This is a genomic window from Caulobacter vibrioides (assembly GCF_002858865.1).
Classification (GTDB): domain Bacteria; phylum Pseudomonadota; class Alphaproteobacteria; order Caulobacterales; family Caulobacteraceae; genus Caulobacter; species Caulobacter vibrioides.
Genome location: NZ_PJRR01000016.1, coordinates 197,362 through 213,434 on the forward strand (window position 1 = coordinate 197,362; position 16,073 = coordinate 213,434).

At 67.7% G+C, this 16,073-nt stretch carries 16 protein-coding genes and 1 pseudogene; 7 read left to right on the forward strand and 10 right to left on the reverse strand.

Features of this window, described 5'->3' with window-relative positions; genetic code table 11:
* Window position 1 precedes the first annotated feature (1 nt).
* Complete coding sequence (locus tag CVUC_RS12975) at window positions 2-1,087, forward strand: 5-(carboxyamino)imidazole ribonucleotide synthase (RefSeq protein WP_010921115.1); 1,086 nt, start codon at window positions 2-4, stop codon at window positions 1,085-1,087.
* Here the strand turns inward: CVUC_RS12975 and CVUC_RS12980 are convergent.
* Window positions 1,084-1,323: a helix-turn-helix domain-containing protein gene (locus CVUC_RS12980; protein ID WP_096034364.1), complete on the reverse strand. Its 240-nt coding sequence runs from the start codon at window positions 1,321-1,323 to the stop codon at window positions 1,084-1,086. The two genes, CVUC_RS12975 and CVUC_RS12980, sit on opposite strands and share 4 nt — an antisense overlap.
* Window positions 1,323-1,823 (reverse strand): DUF2975 domain-containing protein, encoded by a 501-nt coding sequence (locus tag CVUC_RS12985; RefSeq protein WP_096034363.1) that lies wholly within the window; start codon window positions 1,821-1,823, stop codon window positions 1,323-1,325. Before CVUC_RS12985 ends, CVUC_RS12980 begins: the two co-directional genes overlap by 1 nt.
* A 100-nt stretch (window positions 1,824-1,923) precedes the next feature.
* Between CVUC_RS12985 and CVUC_RS12990 the strand changes: the two genes are divergently transcribed.
* Genes CVUC_RS12990 through CVUC_RS13000 form a run of 3 tightly spaced genes read left to right on the forward strand, consistent with a single transcriptional unit; the run spans window position 1,924 to window position 4,347 of the window.
* On the forward strand, window positions 1,924-2,859 hold the full coding sequence (locus CVUC_RS12990; RefSeq protein ID WP_096034362.1) for an ABC transporter ATP-binding protein: 936 nt from the start codon (window positions 1,924-1,926) through the stop codon (window positions 2,857-2,859).
* On the forward strand, window positions 2,859-3,584 hold the full coding sequence (locus CVUC_RS12995; protein ID WP_096034361.1) for an ABC transporter permease: 726 nt from the start codon (window positions 2,859-2,861) through the stop codon (window positions 3,582-3,584). Before CVUC_RS12990 ends, CVUC_RS12995 begins: the two co-directional genes overlap by 1 nt.
* Before the next feature lie 49 nt (window positions 3,585-3,633).
* The gene (locus CVUC_RS13000; protein WP_096034360.1) at window positions 3,634-4,347 is read left to right on the forward strand and encodes an aspartate/glutamate racemase family protein; all 714 of its coding nucleotides are present in this window, start codon (window positions 3,634-3,636) and stop codon (window positions 4,345-4,347) included.
* Window positions 4,348-4,549: 202 nt separating this feature from the next.
* Here CVUC_RS13000 and pbpC read toward each other — a convergent pair whose 3' ends face one another.
* Entirely contained in the window at window positions 4,550-6,751 is a 2,202-nt protein-coding gene (gene pbpC, locus CVUC_RS13005) for a multimodular transpeptidase-transglycosylase PbpC (protein WP_101685831.1), read from the reverse strand.
* A 54-nt stretch (window positions 6,752-6,805) separates the two neighbouring features.
* On the opposite strand from pbpC, the gene CVUC_RS13010 reads away from it, so the two are divergent.
* Window positions 6,806-7,294 carry a YcgN family cysteine cluster protein gene (locus CVUC_RS13010; protein WP_096034359.1) on the forward strand — a complete coding sequence of 163 codons (489 nt, stop codon included), beginning with the start codon at window positions 6,806-6,808 and terminating at the stop codon, window positions 7,292-7,294.
* A pseudogene (locus CVUC_RS20850) lies at window positions 7,266-7,417 on the forward strand (hypothetical protein). Before CVUC_RS13010 ends, CVUC_RS20850 begins: the two are co-directional and overlap by 29 nt.
* Before the next feature lie 104 nt (window positions 7,418-7,521).
* Here the strand turns inward: CVUC_RS20850 and rpmE are convergent.
* The gene (rpmE, locus tag CVUC_RS13015) at window positions 7,522-7,752 is read right to left on the reverse strand and encodes a 50S ribosomal protein L31 (protein ID WP_004616338.1); all 231 of its coding nucleotides are present in this window, start codon (window positions 7,750-7,752) and stop codon (window positions 7,522-7,524) included.
* A 124-nt stretch (window positions 7,753-7,876) separates the two neighbouring features.
* Between rpmE and CVUC_RS13020 the strand changes: the two genes are divergently transcribed.
* Window positions 7,877-9,730, forward strand: coding sequence for an ABC transporter ATP-binding protein/permease (locus CVUC_RS13020; protein ID WP_164468231.1), 1,854 nt, complete (start codon window positions 7,877-7,879; stop codon window positions 9,728-9,730).
* 4 nt (window positions 9,731-9,734) lie between these two features.
* Here the strand turns inward: CVUC_RS13020 and CVUC_RS13025 are convergent, their stop codons facing one another.
* The 6 genes from CVUC_RS13025 to CVUC_RS13050 form a co-directional block, all read right to left on the reverse strand.
* A complete protein-coding gene (locus CVUC_RS13025) occupies window positions 9,735-10,541 on the reverse strand; it encodes a CPBP family intramembrane glutamic endopeptidase (RefSeq protein ID WP_205687777.1) in 807 nt (268 codons plus the stop codon).
* 10 nt (window positions 10,542-10,551) lie between these two features.
* A complete protein-coding gene (locus CVUC_RS13030; protein ID WP_096034356.1) occupies window positions 10,552-11,334 on the reverse strand; it encodes a MipA/OmpV family protein in 783 nt (260 codons plus the stop codon).
* Between the two features lie 122 nt (window positions 11,335-11,456).
* The gene (locus CVUC_RS13035) at window positions 11,457-12,584 is read right to left on the reverse strand and encodes a helix-turn-helix domain-containing protein (protein WP_096034355.1); all 1,128 of its coding nucleotides are present in this window, start codon (window positions 12,582-12,584) and stop codon (window positions 11,457-11,459) included.
* Between the two features lie 26 nt (window positions 12,585-12,610).
* On the reverse strand, window positions 12,611-13,912 hold the full coding sequence (locus CVUC_RS13040; protein ID WP_164468230.1) for a hypothetical protein: 1,302 nt from the start codon (window positions 13,910-13,912) through the stop codon (window positions 12,611-12,613).
* A gap of 87 nt (window positions 13,913-13,999) precedes the next feature.
* Window positions 14,000-15,070 (reverse strand): glycerophosphodiester phosphodiesterase, encoded by a 1,071-nt coding sequence (locus CVUC_RS13045; protein WP_096034353.1) that lies wholly within the window; start codon window positions 15,068-15,070, stop codon window positions 14,000-14,002.
* Window positions 15,071-15,225: 155 nt separating this feature from the next.
* Entirely contained in the window at window positions 15,226-16,026 is an 801-nt protein-coding gene (locus CVUC_RS13050; protein ID WP_164468229.1) for an inositol monophosphatase family protein, read from the reverse strand.
* Between the last annotated feature and the right edge of the window lie 47 nt (window positions 16,027-16,073).

A 16,073-nucleotide genomic window follows, 5' to 3' on the forward strand; every position in this document is an offset into this window, starting at 1 on the left:
AATGGCTTCGTTCCCCCTGGTTCCCGGTTCCACCATCGGCGTCCTCGGCGGGGGACAGCTAGGCCGCATGCTGGCCCTGGCCGCCGCGCGCCTGGGCTTCGACGTCGTGATCCAGGACCCCGAGGAAGGCTCGCCCGCCGGCCGGGTCGCCGCTCGCCAGATCGTCGCGGCCTATGACGATCGCTGGGCCCTCAAGCGCCTCGCCGAGGCCTGCGACGTCGTCACCTATGAGTTCGAGAACGTCCCGGCCGATACGGTGTCGGAGCTGACGGCTCTGGGGGCCATGGTCTCGCCGGGGGCCAAGGCGCTGGCCGCCGCCCAGGACCGTGTGGCCGAAAAGACCTTCATGGCCGAGATCGGCGTGCCCACCGTGGCGTTCGCCGCCGTCCACGACAGCCAGAGCCTCGCCGACGCCGTGGCCCGCATCGGCGCCCCCTCCCTGCTGAAGACCCGCCGTGAGGGCTATGACGGCAAGGGCCAAGCCTGGATCCAGAAGGTCAGCGACGCCGAGGCGGCCTTTGACAAGATCGGCCGACAGCCGGCGATCCTGGAGGCCCCCGCCGACTTTGGCCGTGAACTGTCGGTGATCGCCGCGCGCGGCCGCGACGGCGAGATCGCCTGCTATCCGGTTTCCGAGAACCACCACGAGGGCGGCGTCCTGCGCCGCACCGTGGCGCCGGCCAAGATCACCCCCGCAACGCGCGATCAGGCCGAGTCGATCGTCGCCAAGATCCTCACCGCGCTGGACTATGTGGGCGTCATCGGCGTCGAGCTGTTCGAGCTTTCCGGCGGCAAGCTGCTGGTCAACGAGTTCGCGCCGCGCGTCCACAACACCGGCCACTGGACCCAGGACGGCTGCGAGGTCGACCAGTTCGAGCAGCACATCCGCGCCGTCGCCGGCTGGCCGCTGGGCCCCACCGCGCCTCACCATCATGTTGAGATGACCAATCTTCTGGGCGCCGATGTCGACGCCTGGAAGAAGCTGGCCGCCGAGCCCGAGACCCGCGTCCACCTCTACGGCAAGGGCGAGGCGCGCCCCGGCCGCAAGATGGGCCACGTCAATCGGCTGCGGTCGCTGCGGGACTAGTCCGCTTCGTCCGGGCTGCTTAGGTCGTCGGCGTTGAAGTCATAGTCCAGAAGGTCGCCTGGCTTGCAGTCCAGGGCCGCGCAGAGGCGGGCCAGGGTGCGGAAGCGGATGCCGCGCACCTTGCCCGAGCGGAACAGCGACAGCTGGGTTTCGCTCAGCCCGACCTCCGCCGCCAGGTCGCGGGCTTTCAGGCCCTTGGCGACGATCAGGGCGTCCAGGGTGACGCGGACGGGCATCAGATCATCTCGTCGAGTTCAGCCTGCGCCGCCAGCGCCTGGTCCATGACCCGCCCCAGCAGGAACAGGGCGCCGCCGATCATGCCGAGCGTCATCGCAGCCACGTCGAAGTGCAGGTAGCCGCCCTTGGCTTGCCCGATCAGCCGCATAAGGTTGCTGACAACGAAGACGCTGGTCAGACCGCCAAGCCCCAGGGCGACACCGACCCTTCGCAGGGCCGGCGGGAGGGCCGCTTGGATCATGCGGCCGTTGGCGAGCTCGCCGAGCGTGGTCCCGATTGTCCAGACCGCGAACAGATAGCAGGCGACCGGCAGGTTCCAGACGGTCATCGCCGCCATGGAGCCCAGTTGCAAGGGGCGACCCTTGATCAGGGCGATGAGCGTGGGGGCTATCCAGGCCATCAACGCCATCAGGAGTCCGACGCTGATCACCATGAACATCGCCAGCCAGCGGAACTGGCGGCAGCGTCGGCGGAAGGCGAGGATTTCGGTCTGGCTCATGGTTGGCTGTCGGGTCTGGAGTCTGTCTCGTCTTTAATCTTGACTTAAAGGTCGGGCTTCCGCAACTTTATCTCTAACTTAAATTTCACGAGCGCCGCCGATGTCCGCCGCCATCGAGACCCAAGGGCTTTCCCGTCGCTTCGGCCAACGCCGTGCGGTCGATGATCTGTCGATGACCGTGCCGGAGCGGGTGGTCTATGGCTTTCTGGGCCGCAACGGCGCGGGCAAGACCACGACCCTGAAGATGATCCTGGGCCTGATCCGGCCCAGCGCCGGGACCGCGAGGATCAACGGGATCGACGTCGCCCGCGACCGCATCGGCGCGGCCCGGCAGGTCGGGGCGCTGCTGGAGGCGCACGGCTTCTATGGCAATCTGACGGGCCGCGAGAACCTTGGGCTGACCGCCACGCTGATCGGCTTGCGGAACAGCGAGATCGACCGCGTGCTGGACGTCGTGGAGATGCGCGCGGACGCCGACCGCAAGGTGGGCGGCTACTCGCTGGGCATGCGCCAGCGCCTGGGTCTGGCGCGGGCCATGCTGGGCGCGCCGCCGATCCTGGTGCTGGACGAGCCGACCAACGGCCTCGATCCCGACGGCATCGCCGACATGCGCCGGTTCCTCAGAAGCCTGCCAGACCGCACGGGCGCGACCGTCCTGCTGTCCAGCCACTTGCTGGGCGAGATCGAGCAGACCGCGACCCATGTCGGTGTGGTCAATGACGGTCGATTGGTTCTTGAGGGCGAGCTTTCACGGCTGAAAGCCGATCTGGCCCCTGAGATCCTGCTGCGGACGGGCGATGACGCGCGCGCGGTCCAGGCGCTGCTGGCCGGCGGCTATTCGCCGGTCGCCTTCGAGGGCGGTCTTTCCGTGGCGCCTCGGCCGGGCCAGGACCTCGACCAGGCTGCGGCCGAGCTGGTCCGCGTGCTGGTCGCGGGCGGCGCGCCGGTGTTCGCCGTGGGACCCAAGCCGCGCTCGCTCGAAGACATCTATCGCGGCGCGGCCGCATCCCGCTCATCGCAAGCCGAGGCCGCCTGATGCTCGCCGTCCTGTCCGTCGAACTCCGCAAGCTGAACCGTTCGCTGGCGGCCCTGCTGGCCGTCGCCGCGCCGACGCTGATCGCCATCTTCCTGTTCTTCAACCTGCTGCGGGGCAAGAAGGCGCCGCCGTGGGAGATGTGCCTGCAGATGTCGGGCATGGTCTGGGCCTTCTTCATGCTGCCGATGAGCGTGACGGCTCTCACCGCCCTGGTCGCCCAGATGGAGCACGCGCCGCGCAGTTGGGATCACCTGCGCGCCCTGCCGGTGGCGCGATGGAAGCTCTATGCCGCCAAGGCTGTCTGCGTGGTGGCTCTCGTCGCGGCGATGAGCGTGCTGAACCTGATCTTCACCTGGGGCGCGGTCACCCTGGCGGGGACGATCAAGCCGGCCGTCATGCCTGCCGGCGCGCCGGACCTGGCCAAGCATGCCGTGCTGCTGGCCAAGGTCCTGGCGGCGGCGACATTGATGATCGCCATCCAGCTGTGGACGGCCTTGCGGTTCGCCAGTTTCGTGCCGGCCCTGGCGCTCGGCATCGGCGGGACCTTCTTCTCCGTGGTCGCCACTGCGGCCAAGCAGGGGGTGTTCTTCCCCTGGCAGATGCCGGTCAACATGATGGCGCGTGACGCTTGGCGCATCGAGACGGCCCTGGCGCTAGGGGGCGGCCTTGGGCTGCTGGTCCTGATCGCGGCGATCATCCATCTGTCGCGGCGAGAGGTTCTGTAGCGCGCGCGAGACTGCTAGAGCGCTGCGCACGGATGACGCGGAGCGCGCGATGAGCGAACAGGCCTTGATCGGACTGATCGGCGGGATGAGCTGGGAAAGCTCGGCCCAGTACTATCGACTGATCAATGAGGCTGTCCGTGCGCGGTTGGGCGGCGTGGCCTCGGCGCGGACCCTGATGTGGTCGTTCGACTTCGCCGAGATCGAGCAGCTGCAGCACGCCGGGCGCTGGCCTGAACTGTCGCGCCGCCTGGCCGATGCGGCGCGGGCGCTGGAGGCGGGCGGCGCGGATTTCCTGGTGCTGTGCACCAACACCATGCATCGCGAGGCCGACGAGATCGAGGCGGCGGTGCATATCCCGCTGCTGCACATCGCCGATCCGACCGGCGAGGCGATCAAGGCGGCGGGGCTCTCGACCGTGGGCCTGCTGGGCACGGCCTTTACGATGGAGCACGACTTCTATCGTGGGCGTCTTGAGAAGAAGCACGGCCTTTCCGTCCTGACGCCGGATGCGGACGACCGCGCGACCGTTCACCGGATCATCTATGAGGAACTGGTCGCGGGTCGCGTTCTGGACGCCTCGCGCGAGGCCTACAGGGCGGTGATCGCGCGGTTGGTGGACCGGGGCGCCGAGGCGATCATCCTGGGCTGCACCGAGATCATGCTGCTGGTCTCGCAGGCGGACAGCCCGGTTCCTGTGTTCGACACCACCACCCTGCATGCGATGGCCGCGGTCGAGCGGGCGCTGGGCCCTCCCGCGCGTTAGGGTCCGTACTCAATCCGCTGGAGTCATTTTCTGTCGTCATCCCGGCCGGAAGCCCGCTTGCGGGCTGTAGCGCCGGGACCCAGGGGCGACCGCAATGCGCCGGCCCCTGGGTCCCGGATAGCCTCTGCGAGGCTTCCGGGATGACGAGAGATCTAGTCTTTGCGGTATCTGGTTCTTTCGTCTCCGCAATTGAGTCCAGACCCTAGTAGGGCAGGTTGTCCTGGGCCGGCTGCCCCGGCGCGGGCGCTGCGGGCGGCGGCGCTTCCAGTTCCGAGGCCGCGCGCGAGAACTCTGCCGACAGCGTCTCGTAGAAGCCGTTGCGCGGATCCGGCTCGCTCTGCGGGGCGGGGTCGGGCAGCAACCACTCGAAGTCGCGCACCGCCAGGGTCTGATGCGCGGTCATCATGAAGCGCCGCCAGATGCTGGCGGGAATGTCGCCGCCGACCACCTTGTTCATCGGCTTTTCGTCGTCGTTTCCGACCCAGACGCCGGTCACATAGTCGGGCGTGAAGCCGACGAACCAGGCGTCGCGCCAGTTTTGGCTGGTGCCGGTCTTGCCCGCGACCGGGCGACCGAAGGCTGCGCGCTGGGCGGTGCCTTGGGTGACGACCTTCTTCATCATCTTCACCATCATGCTGGCGTGGGCGACGTCGTAGACGCGACGCTCGCCCTGCGGCGGCTGGTGCTGGAAGATCTGTTGCCCGCCCTGGGTGGTGATCGACTCGATCACATAGGGCTCGATCCGGAGCCCGCCTTGCTGGAACACCTGGAAGCCCGAGGTGATCTGCAAGAGGTTCACCTCATACGAGCCCAGCGCCACCGACAGGTCGGGCGAGGGCGGCAGGCTGGTGATGCCGAAGCGGCGGACGAGGTCGCCGATCGCCGGACCGCCGACTTCCTGGCCCAGCTTGACGGCGACTGTGTTGATCGAGGTGACCAGCGCGTCTTCGACGGTCATCGGGCCGCGATAGCCGCCGCTGTAGTTCTCGGGCTCCCATGTCCCGAACTTGACGGGCTCGTCGACCCGCATATCGGTCGGCAGCACGCCCTTCTCGACGGCGGCGGCGTAGACAAAGGGCTTGAAGGTCGAGCCCGGCTGGCGCTTGGCCTGGACGGCGCGGTTGAACGGGCTTTCCGAATAGTCGGTCCCGCCGACCATGGCGCGGATGGCCCCATCGGCCGACAGCGACAAGAGGGCCGCCTGGCTGGCGCCTGAGCGGGTGGTTTCGGTGGCCATGGTCTGGCGGACGACCTCGGCGCCCTCGCTCTGGAGCAAGGGGTCGATCGTCAGGCGCACCACTAGGTCCGGCGCGTTCTGACCGGCGATCTTCACCGCCTCGGCGGTGGCGTAGTCGAGCACCCAGCCGTAGTCGCCCTCGTCCTGCAGCGCCATCGGCGACAGGCGCGGCGTGTCGTCGAGCGCGCGGCTTTCCTGCTCGGGCGTGATCCAGCCTTCCTTGCGCATGTTCGCCAGGATCAGGCGCGAACGGGCCAGGGCCCGCTCCATGTCGCGGGTCAGGGCCAGGCGCGACGGGGCCTTGGGCAGGCTGGCCAGCAGGGCGGCTTCCGACAGGGTGAGCTGGCTGGCGGGCTTGCCGAAATAGGTCTGGGACGCGCCGTCGATCCCATAGGTGCCCGCGCCGAAATAGATACGGTTCAGATAGAGCTCGAGGATCTCGTCCTTGGTGAGAATCTGCTCCAGCTTGTAGGCCAGCAGCATCTCCTGAAGCTTGCGCTTCACGACCCGGTCGGGGGTCAGGAACAGGCCCTTGGCCAGTTGCTGGGTCAGGGTCGAGGCGCCCTGGCGGGTCCTGCCGGCGCGCCAGTTGATCCAGGCCGCCCGGGCGATGCCTTGCACGTCGATGGCGCCGTGCTGGTAGAAGCGCCGGTCCTCGGCCGCCAGGAACGCCATGGGCACATAGTTGGGCACCGTGCCCAGGGTGATGCGCTGGCCATAGCGCGGACCCCGGGTGGCGATCACCTGCCCGTTGCGGTCCTCGAAGCGAATGCCCGGCGCCCGGTTCACCGCAAACAGCGCCTCGCGTGAGGGCAGGGCGGGGGTGTCCTTCAGGTACTTGAACCAGACATAGGCGCCGCCGCCGGCGACGCTCAGGACGGCGAGCAGGAAGCCGACCAGCAGCGTCCCCCACACCCAGCCCCACTTGCGGGCCTTCTTCTTGGCCGCAGCGTGCTTGAGGTCGGCGCGGAAAGGCTCCTCTGGCGGGGGCTCAGGCGGCGGCGGAGGTGTCGCGGCGTCGCTAGACAGGCGGAACGGATCAGGCCCTTGCGGCGCCCAGGGATCTTGCGAGACGCCATCGCTCGCCGAGGCCGGACCGGGCTTCGGCGGCTCTCCGGGACTCTTCCCGTCGTCGAACTTGTAGGGCGGCAGCGTCCAGTCGTTCACGGTTTGCGTCAGGCTCTGTTTGGTCGCCGGATAAATCGGGTTTAGGACGGCGTCATGACGCCACGCAAACCTTTCTGGCAGACGAAGACGCTCGCCGAAATGACCGTCCCCGAGTGGGAGAGCCTATGCGACGGCTGCGGTCTTTGCTGCCTGGTTCGCTTCGAAGACGAAGATACCGGCGAAATCATCCCCACGCGGGTGCACTGCCAGCTGTTCGACGAGCGCCTTTGCCGCTGCAAGGACTATCCGAACCGCAAGAAGACGGTGCCTGACTGCATCAAGCTGACGCCGTACAATATCGAGGACCTGGCGTGGATGCCGCCCTCCTGCGCCTATCGCCGGCTGCACGAGGGCAAGGACCTGCCGCTGTGGCACCCGCTGGTGACCGGCGATCCGGAGAGCACGCACAAAGCGGGGATCTCCATCCGCAACCAGACGGTGTCGGAGCTCAGCTTCAAAGACGCTGAGGATGCGATGGATTTCGTGGCGACCGATCTGATGCGGGATCGCGGGGATGATCTCTACGAGCCGGAGGAGATCTAGGGGACGCCCCCTCCGTCGCGATGCGTATCCGCATCGCGCCACCTCCCCCGTTTCACGGGGCAGGAGAAAGATCACCGCAAACCTCCTGCCCCGCTTGCGGGGGAGGTGGCGCGGCGCCGATAGGCGGCGTGACGGAGGGGGCGCGTTACCTTGGCCTCCAGACACGAAAAAGGCCGGCCCGCAAACGCGGAGCCGGCCTCTCGTCGCCCTTACGGCGAGAAGGGTGCTTAGGCCTTCTTGCCGGTGAAGCCGGCGAACTTGGCGTTGAAGCGCGAGACGCGACCGCCGCGGTCCATCAGCTGGGCGTTGCCGCCGGTCCACGCCGGATGGGTGCGCGGATCGATGTCGAGCGCCAGATTCGCGCCTTCCTTGCCGTAGGTCGAGCGGGTCTTGTAGCTCGAACCGTCGGTCAGGGTGACGGTGATGAAGTGGTAGTCGGGGTGAATGTCTTGTTTCATGGCGGCGATCCAGACCGACTAAGCCGGCGAGTGAGAATGGGGTAAGCGCCATCTCGCGCACGCGCGGGGTGGCCCTCGAAGACGCGCGGCTATAAAGAACCCGCGCGATTTTGGCAAGGGACTGTTGATGACTGACGCGAACAGCGGCGACCAGAAGGTCGAAGGTCGCCCCGGCGCGGGAGCCGAACTGGTCCAGGGCATGACCGAGGCCGGGGCCCGTCGGCCGCGCCGTAAGGACATTCGTCCCCTAGCCCACCTGTTGCCGTTCGTCATCGCCCACAAGGGTGATGGACTGGCGGCCGGCTTCTTCCTGCTGTTCTCGACGGCCGCGACCCTGGGACTGACCTACGCGTTCAAGAACGTGATCGACCACGGCTTTTCCAAGGGACAGGACGCGGCGATCAACAGCGCCTTTGTCGGCCTGGGCGCGGTCGCCCTGGTGCTGGCCTTGGCCACGGCGCTGCGGTTTTTCTTCATCACCCGGCTGGGCGAGCGCGTGGTGGCCGACCTTCGACGCAAGCTCTATGGCCATACGCTGAGCCTGGATCAGCCCTATTTCCTGAAGACGCGGACGGGCGAGGTTCTGTCGCGACTGACGACGGACGTGGCGCTGGTCGAGCAGTTGGTCGGGGCGTCGATCTCGATCGCCCTGCGCAACATCCTCAACCTGATCGGCGGGCTGACCGCCATGGCGGTGGTCTCGCCCAAGCTGGCGGGCTTCATCGTGCTGATGGTGCCGGTGATCCTGGCGCCGATGTTCCTGGTCGGCCGCCGCGTGCGCAAGCTGACGGTGACGGCTCAGGACAGGTTCGCCGATGCGGTGGGCTATGCCGGCGAGAGCCTGGACGCGCTGGAGACCGTGCAGGCCTTCGGGCGCGAGTCGGCCTCGTCGGGGCGGTTCGGCGCGGCGGTGGAGGCGGCCTACAAGGCCTCGGTCCGCCGGATCACCACGCGCGCCACCATGACCGCGATGGTCATCACCCTGGCCTTCGGCGGGATCACCCTGCTCTTGTGGACCGGCGCGCGTCTGGTGCTGGCCGGCGAGATGACCGGCGGCACCCTGGCCCAGTTCGCCATGCTGGCGGTGATGGCCGCCGGCTCGATCGGCGCTCTGGGCGAGGTCTGGGGCGACGTCCAGAAGGCCTCGGGCGCCATGGACCGTATCTCCGAGCTGCTCAACGCCAAGCCCGACATCGCCGCGCCGCCGCAGCCCAAGACCCTGCCGGTTCCGGCGCAGGGCGAGATCGCCTTCGAGAACGTCGTCTTCGCCTATCCGGGACGGCCCGATCTGCCTGCTTTGAACGGCTTTGATCTTCGGGTGAAGCCCGGTGAGACCGTGGCCCTGGTCGGCCCCTCAGGCGCGGGCAAGAGCACCGTCCTGCGGCTTCTCCTGCGCTTCTATGATCCCCAGAGCGGTTGCATCCTTCTGGACGGCGTGAACCTGCGCGACGCCGAACCCGCCGAGGTCCGCGCCCGCATGGCTCTGGTCGCCCAGGACTCGCCGCTGTTCTCGGGGTCGGCGATGGACAACATCCGCTTTGGCCGCCCCGACGCGACCGACGAGCAGGTGCGCGCCGCCGCCGACGCGGCCCAGGCCACCGGCTTCCTCTCGGCCCTGCCCGAGGGCTTCGACACCCCGGTCGGCGAGCGCGCCAAGACCTTGTCGGGCGGCCAGCGCCAGCGCCTGGCGATCGCCCGCGCCCTGGTGCGCGAGGCCCCGATCCTCTTGCTGGACGAGGCCACCAGCGCTCTCGACGCCGAGAGCGAACAACTGGTGCAGCAGGCCCTGGCCACGGCCATGGAAGGCCGCACCACCCTGGTCATCGCCCACCGCCTGGCCACCGTGCTCAAGGCCGACCGCATCGTGGTCATGGAAGAGGGCCGCGTCGTCGAGCAGGGCGCCCACGCCGAACTCTTCGCCAAGGGCGGCCTGTACGCCCGCCTGGCCCGCCTGCAGTTCGGGGTCGAGGCGGCCTAAGGGGTCACGGTTGAAGGATCACCGCGGTGACCGCGACGATCAAGACAACGCCCTCGAGTCCGTGGATGAGCACGGCCAGCCAGTTGCTCCGGAACGCCTGGGCGGGAAGGCTGTAACACAGGCAACTGATGACAAGGCCCGGCATCAGCCAGAACTTGTGGGCGTGGTAGGCGGCGAAGAGGAGGCCGTTGCCGAGCCAGGCCCATCGACCCCAAGCCTTCTCCATGCGCGGCAGCAGCACCCCGTGGAAGAGTAGCGCCTCGCCGAGCAGGTAGTTGAAGAGGCTTGAGACGAGCGCCAAACCCAAGATGTCCCAACGACCGCTCGCGGCCGGAACATCAAGGGTTCTTATGTCGGCGTAGGCTGGGGCCATCTCCAGCAGATGCAGCCCGATCGGCGTGGCCTGGAAGAGGCGCGTCACCAGATCATCGCCGACGAAGCCCAGCGCGACGAAGGCTGGGACCAACAGGAAGGCCAGCACCATCGGCTTTCCGCTCGGTCGCCAGATCGGGCTTGTCAGCCAAAGCCGCCGCGCCAGGGTATAGGGGCGGAATGGGACGCCCTCCAGCTTTAGGATGAGCAGCGACAGGACCAGCTGCCAGACCATTCCGGCGACAACCAATCGCCAGAAGACCAGGCCAGGCATTGGATCGTCGGATCTGATCAGTTGCGGCGCGACGCCCCATACGAGGATGGCCATCGGCCCCGTCGCCGCAGCCCAGATCAGAAGAATTTTGAAGCTGTCCCACGCGAGGGTCGCAGGCCGGGCGAAGCGGGCGGGAAAGTACATCGGCACGAAGGGCGATCGCATGGCGTTGGCCCTAGAACCGACGGACCACAGAGACAAAGCCGCTGCTGGCATGGTCCTTGGCCATCAGCGGGCTATCGGTGATGTCGTTGTCGAAGAGTTCCACCTCGGCGGCGGCGATCACGAAGAGGCGGTCGGTGACTTGGTAGCGGGCCTGGACGCCCAGCGAGGGGACCAACACACCACCCGACGCGGCCCTGGCTGTGCGGCCGTACTCGAAGGCGCGCAGCTTGCCGACTTCGGTCTCGCGCAGGCCGTAGAGCCAGGTGGCGAGCTTCTCGTCCTTCCATGAAACGCCGGCGACGACATCGACCGATAGCTTTTCCAGCGGGCTGGCAGAGAAGGCGAGATCCAGGTTGATTTCCTGACCCTTGGCCTGGTCCGTGACATCGCGCAGATATTCCAAACTCAGCGTGGCGGGGCCCGCGGCGGCGCTGAGCCGTCCGCCCAGATCAACGCCAGCGTCGCGTTGTAGGAAGGAAAAGTCTCGCGTGTCCTTGGGATCGACCAGTTGGAAGCGCGGCGCGACTCGGCCTTCCAGCTTGAAATGGTCGTTACTCCAGGCGGTGACCGCCAGGCCCGACAGGTCGGCGGTAAAGCGCTGCGTCTGATAGACGAACAGCGGCAGCGCGCCGGTCTGGGTCTTCTTCTTGGCGGAGGCGTAGGGGTTGGTGGTTGCGTAGACGCCGGCCCCCAGCAGGAAGAGGCGTTCGGGCGGCTGTTCGGCCTCCTGGGCCCGCGCCGCGAAGGGCGTGAGGACCAGGGCGCAGGCGGCGATAGCGAAATAGCGGATCATGACTGTTCTCGTGCAATGAGCAGGACAGTCACGGTCATGAAGGGGCGGCCGCTCGCCGTCGTCCGGACGGGTAGGCTCGAAGCCTCAGCGCTTCCGAGCCTGACGGTTCGGACGTCGCGCGATCAGGGCCGGAAGGCGCTGGGCGGCTGTCCGGTGTGCTTCTTGACGGCGGCGTTGAAGGTGGAGCGCGAGTTGAAGCCCACGTCGTAGGCGATGGCCAGGATCGGTTCGTCCGAGGCCTTGATCCGCCCCACCGCGTCTTCGACCCGCCAGCGATTGACGTAATCGAAGAAGCTCTGGCCCAGGTGATCGTTCAGAGTCTGGGACAGGTGATTGGGCGTGATCGCCACGCGGCCGGCCAGGGCGCTCAGCGACAGCAGCGGATCGCGATACAGCTGCTCGGCGCGCATGGCCTGCTCCAGCCTGGCCGCGATCTCGACCTGGCGGGCCTCGGGTAGCGCCGAGCGGGCGTACTTCTCGGCCGGTGGCAGGACGTTGGGCGTCTCAGTTTCCTGGCTATAGATCGGCTTCTGCGACAGGCCGAAGAGGCCAATGGCGGCGGTCCAGCCCAGTTCGACGGCGGCGGCGGCGACGTCCAGCCAGGAAGCATTCGCTCCGATCGCCAGCACTGACTTGACCGCGCCCCAGGCCCAAGCTGTCAGCATCAGCAGCACCAGCGCTCGCAGCCAGCTCAGCGTCCGATCCTCCAGGTTCGAGAAAAGGTCTCGCACGCGCCGCACGTGCTGGCTGAGCACCACCAGGGCGGCGGCCAGGTAACCCAGGGTGACCCCCAGGAACAGCGCGACGAAGATGAGCTGGAGCGCGCCGGCCAGCACGTCCGTCCCCACCCCGGCGCCACTGTAGACCGCCAGTCGCGTCGGGGCGGGCAGCAGGAAGAACGGCGACGCCAGCAAAGCCGCGACCCCGGCCGGCCAAGCGATCCGCCAGACGCGGACCTGCGTCCAGCGCTCCGGTTCGCCGGTCATAGCCAGCACATAGGCCAGGATTGACGGTCCCTGGAACAGCGAGAGCGCCCACAGAATGCCGGTCGTCCACGGATGGGCGGCATAGATCCCGGTGCGGTCCAACAGCAGGTCGATTCCCGACAGACCGCTCAGCAGCAGGAACATCGCCAGCGCCGTTGCCGGTGCAGTCCGCCAGTCGCGCCGCAGACCCAGCTGCGCCGCTGCAAACAGGCCGATGGCCGCCGTCGCGGACGATAGGATCAGCGCCGGAGCGTCGAACGTCATCACGATGCCTCTTGCTGTTGCGAGGCCTATCTCGCCAAATCCGCCGGCGTCGTCGGTTCGCTGAGCAGGCGCTCCATGGCCTTCCAGCGGGCGTCATCGGTCTTGCCGGCGCGAAGGACGTGCGCGCGGACCATGTCCTGGCCGATGTTGTAGTTGATGACGTACGAGCGATAGGTCTCGATGAACGAGACCCGCTTCTCGGCCCCGCCGCGCGAATAGAGGCTGTATTTCATCAGCGCCTGGACAGCCTGTTCCTTGGTCATCCTGCCAGACAGGTAGAGGGCCGCGACGGTGTTGCCGCTGCTGGAGAGCGCCGCCTTGGCCTGCTGCAGCGCGTCGAAGGCCTGCGCGGTCTTCGGATCCAGGCCCGCCAGCGGGTAGAGCCTTTCCTGCTCAAAGGCGGTCTTGCTCTTGCCGGGGAAGGCCAGCTCGATGCCGAAATTGGCCGAGCCTTCGGCGATGAATGACTGCGGCGAATACAGCGGATAGACGCTGAACTCGACCCAGCCCTTCTCCTTGGTCAGCTTCTGTTCGAGCAGCGCGTTCAGGACGTGGTGGCCGGGATAGCCCTCGTGGCAGCCCAGGTCCAAGGCGCGGCTGATATAGATCGGCAGGTCGGTGTTGATCTGGATCAGGCTCTTGGCGTCGCCCTTGTACCAGTTGTAGCCGCTCCAGGGCTTCTTGGTGACGAACTCAAGGTCAAAGCGCTCGCCCGTCGGCAGCTTCAGGTGTTCTTCGGTCTTGGCCTTGCAAGCGGCGATGCCGGCCTTCATGACCGCATCGACCTTGTCGGTCGGGATCACATACCGGTTCTGGAAGGCGTCGACCCGGGCGGCCAGATCGCCCTTGCCGGGCACGATCTTTTCGAGGCGCGCCAGGATGGGATCATAGCTCTTCAACGGCTTCAGGACCGGGCGCACGCCGAACAGACCCTCGGCCTCGTCTTCGAAGCTGAACTTGTCGCCGGCGATCATGGCCAGCCGCGTCTGGGCCGCCTTCAGCTGACCGCGCATGAACAGCTTGCGGCGGCGCTGGTCGGCGGTCAGGTCCTTGTCGGGGACCTTGGCCAGCAGCATCTGCAGGCGGTCGGCCTCCTTGCGCAGCACCGACACCGGGCGCGGCGCCAGCTTGGCGGAATCCTGCCATTCGCGCGGACCGTAATAGGCGTCGACATAGCCGGGCTCGCGCTCGCCGGCCTCCAGCGTCATGCGCACGAAGTCGACGGCGATACGGTCCAAGAGATCCGAGCCCGGCGAGGCCAGCGTGGGCCCGCCAAAGACAAGCGCGACCGCAAGCGCGGCCGCAGAAGCGGCGTGACGGATCTTCATGGCGTTTCTCGCATGCGACTTCAAAGCGGGCGCACGCTGCACCGGCGCGCCTAGCTTGCGCAAGAGCCCGTAGAGATCCGCCGGACGTCAGCCGCGCGCGGCGACCGCCAGGGCCGGGAAGTCGCTGAACACGCCGTCGACGCCCGCCGCATAGAGCGCCTTGAGCACGGCCTCGGAGTCGCCATGCTGGGCCAGGAAGCCTGGGCTGGCGGGGTCGCCCTTGCGCAGGCTCACCGGCAGGAAGGCGTTCTCCGAGCGCACGGTCCAGGGGTGCACCGCCAGGCCGGCAGCGTGCGCGTCGCGGACCAGGGTGGTCGGCGCACCCAGAGCCTGACCGTCGTGGGGCACGACGAGCTTCCAGTTGGGGCCAAGGCCGTCGGCATAGACCGCGACGTCCTTCAGGCCCTGGGCGGTGATCAGGTCGGCGTACTTGACGCCCGGCTGGTCGGCCGGCCCGCCTTCCGCGTCGACCAGGAACACCAGGCGCGCCGACGTCAGGGCGCGCAGTCGCTTCAGAGGGGCGACCTCGAAGCACTGCACGAACACCGGGGCGGTGGCCGAGTTCAGGCCCAGCGCCTTCAGCTTGGTCACCAGGCGCGCCTCGGTCGGCAGGCCGATCGCGGCGAAATAGGTCGGGTGCTTCAGCTCGGGATAGACACCGATCGTGCGGCCCGTCCGCTTGGAGCCCGCCTGAGCGATCGCCCACACTTCTTCGAAGGTGGGGATCTGGGCCTGACCGTCAAAGGCGGCGCTGGCTGGGCGCAGCTGCGGCAGGCGTTCACGGGCCCGCAGGGTCTTCAGTTCGGCCAGCGTGAAGTCTTCGGTGAACCAGCCGGTGATCTGCTCGCCGTCGATCGTCTTGGTGGTCTTGCGGGCGGCGAACGCCGGACGGCTGGCGACGTCGGTCGTACCGCCGATCTCGTTCTCGTGGCGGGCGACCAGGTGTCCGTCCTTGGTCGGGACCAGATCCGGCTCAATGAAATCCGCGCCCTGCTCGATGGCCCGCTCATAGGCCAGGGCCGTGTGCTCGGGGCGCTCGCCGCTGCAGCCGCGGTGGCCGATGACGATCGGCTTGCGGCTCTGGGCGCGGGCCAGGCCCGGGATGAATGTGCCGGCGAGGGCGGCGGTGGTCAGGGCGCGACGGGTCAGCAGGGTCATGGCCCGCGATTTAGCGCGCGGATGTGACGGTTTGGCTAGACCTTGAAAACTGTCATCCCGGCCAAGCGCGAAGCGCGCCGAGCCGGGACCGTCGGACCCTATACGCCTGTCGCGGTCCCGGGTCTGCGTTGCGCTTCGCCCGGGATGACAGGTTTCTACGCCGCCCGCAGACGTTCCAGGATCTGCGGGTGGAGGTCCTGGTTGCTGGCCAGGATCGACTTGCCCTGCACGACGTCGTGGTCGTTCTCGTCGATCGTGGTGATCTTGCCGCCCGACTCCTGGATCATCAGCACGCCGGCCGCGACGTCCCAGCTGTTGAGGTTGCGCTCCCAGAAGGCGTCGAAACGACCCGCGGCGACCCAGGCCAGGTCCAGCGAGGCCGCGCCGAAGCGACGGACGCCGGCGACCTTCTGACTGACCTGGTGCAGCTCCTTCAGGAACTGGCCGTGGCCCGGCTTGCCGGCGAACGGCACGCCGGTGGCGAGGATCGCCTCGTCCAGGTGGCGGCGGGCGGCGACGCGCAGGCGCTTTTCGGCGCCCAGGAAGGCGCCCTTGCCCTTTTCGACCCAGAACAGGTCGTTGGTGATGGGGTTGTAGGTGACGCCGGCGACGATGCCTTCGCCCTCGCGCTGCAAGGCGATGTTCACCGCAAAGTGCGGGATGGCGTGCATGAAGTTGGTGGTGCCGTCCAGCGGGTCGACGATCCAGGTGTGGGTCTTGTCGGTGCCTTCGACCATGCCGCGCTCTTCGCCCAGGAAGCCGTAGCCGGGACGGGCCTTGGTCAGCAGTTCGAACAGGGTCTGTTCGGCCTTGATGTCGGCGTTGGTGACGAAGTCCGCCGCGCCCTTCTTGGAGACCTGCAGTTCGGTGACTTCGCCGAAGTCACGAGCCAGGCCACGGGCGGCCTTCCGAGCCGCTTCGATCATCACGTTCAGCAGGGCGGAGGGCGTAGGCACGGGCGGGCTATCCTCAAGAAGCCGTCGACGCCCGCCGGAAAGTCCGG

Excerpts from the sequence above, each read along its gene's own strand:
- CVUC_RS13040 (WP_164468230.1), bottom strand. The coding sequence starts at position 13,912 with ATGAAGATCCGTCACGCCGCTTCTGCGGCCGCGCTTGCGGTCGCGCTT.
- CVUC_RS13000 (WP_096034360.1), top strand. The coding sequence starts at position 3,634 with ATGAGCGAACAGGCCTTGATCGGACTGATCGGCGGGATGAGCTGGGAA.
- CVUC_RS13035 (WP_096034355.1), bottom strand. The coding sequence starts at position 12,584 with ATGACGTTCGACGCTCCGGCGCTGATCCTATCGTCCGCGACGGCGGCC.
- CVUC_RS13010 (WP_096034359.1), top strand. The coding sequence starts at position 6,806 with ATGACGCCACGCAAACCTTTCTGGCAGACGAAGACGCTCGCCGAAATG.
- rpmE (WP_004616338.1), bottom strand. The coding sequence starts at position 7,752 with ATGAAACAAGACATTCACCCCGACTACCACTTCATCACCGTCACCCTG.
- CVUC_RS12975 (WP_010921115.1), top strand. The coding sequence starts at position 2 with ATGGCTTCGTTCCCCCTGGTTCCCGGTTCCACCATCGGCGTCCTCGGC.
- CVUC_RS12990 (WP_096034362.1), top strand. The coding sequence starts at position 1,924 with ATGTCCGCCGCCATCGAGACCCAAGGGCTTTCCCGTCGCTTCGGCCAA.
- CVUC_RS12985 (WP_096034363.1), bottom strand. The coding sequence starts at position 1,823 with ATGAGCCAGACCGAAATCCTCGCCTTCCGCCGACGCTGCCGCCAGTTC.
- CVUC_RS13030 (WP_096034356.1), bottom strand. The coding sequence starts at position 11,334 with ATGATCCGCTATTTCGCTATCGCCGCCTGCGCCCTGGTCCTCACGCCC.
- CVUC_RS12995 (WP_096034361.1), top strand. The coding sequence starts at position 2,859 with ATGCTCGCCGTCCTGTCCGTCGAACTCCGCAAGCTGAACCGTTCGCTG.
- CVUC_RS13045 (WP_096034353.1), bottom strand. The coding sequence starts at position 15,070 with ATGACCCTGCTGACCCGTCGCGCCCTGACCACCGCCGCCCTCGCCGGC.
- CVUC_RS12980 (WP_096034364.1), bottom strand. The coding sequence starts at position 1,323 with ATGCCCGTCCGCGTCACCCTGGACGCCCTGATCGTCGCCAAGGGCCTG.
- CVUC_RS13025 (WP_205687777.1), bottom strand. The coding sequence starts at position 10,541 with ATGCGATCGCCCTTCGTGCCGATGTACTTTCCCGCCCGCTTCGCCCGG.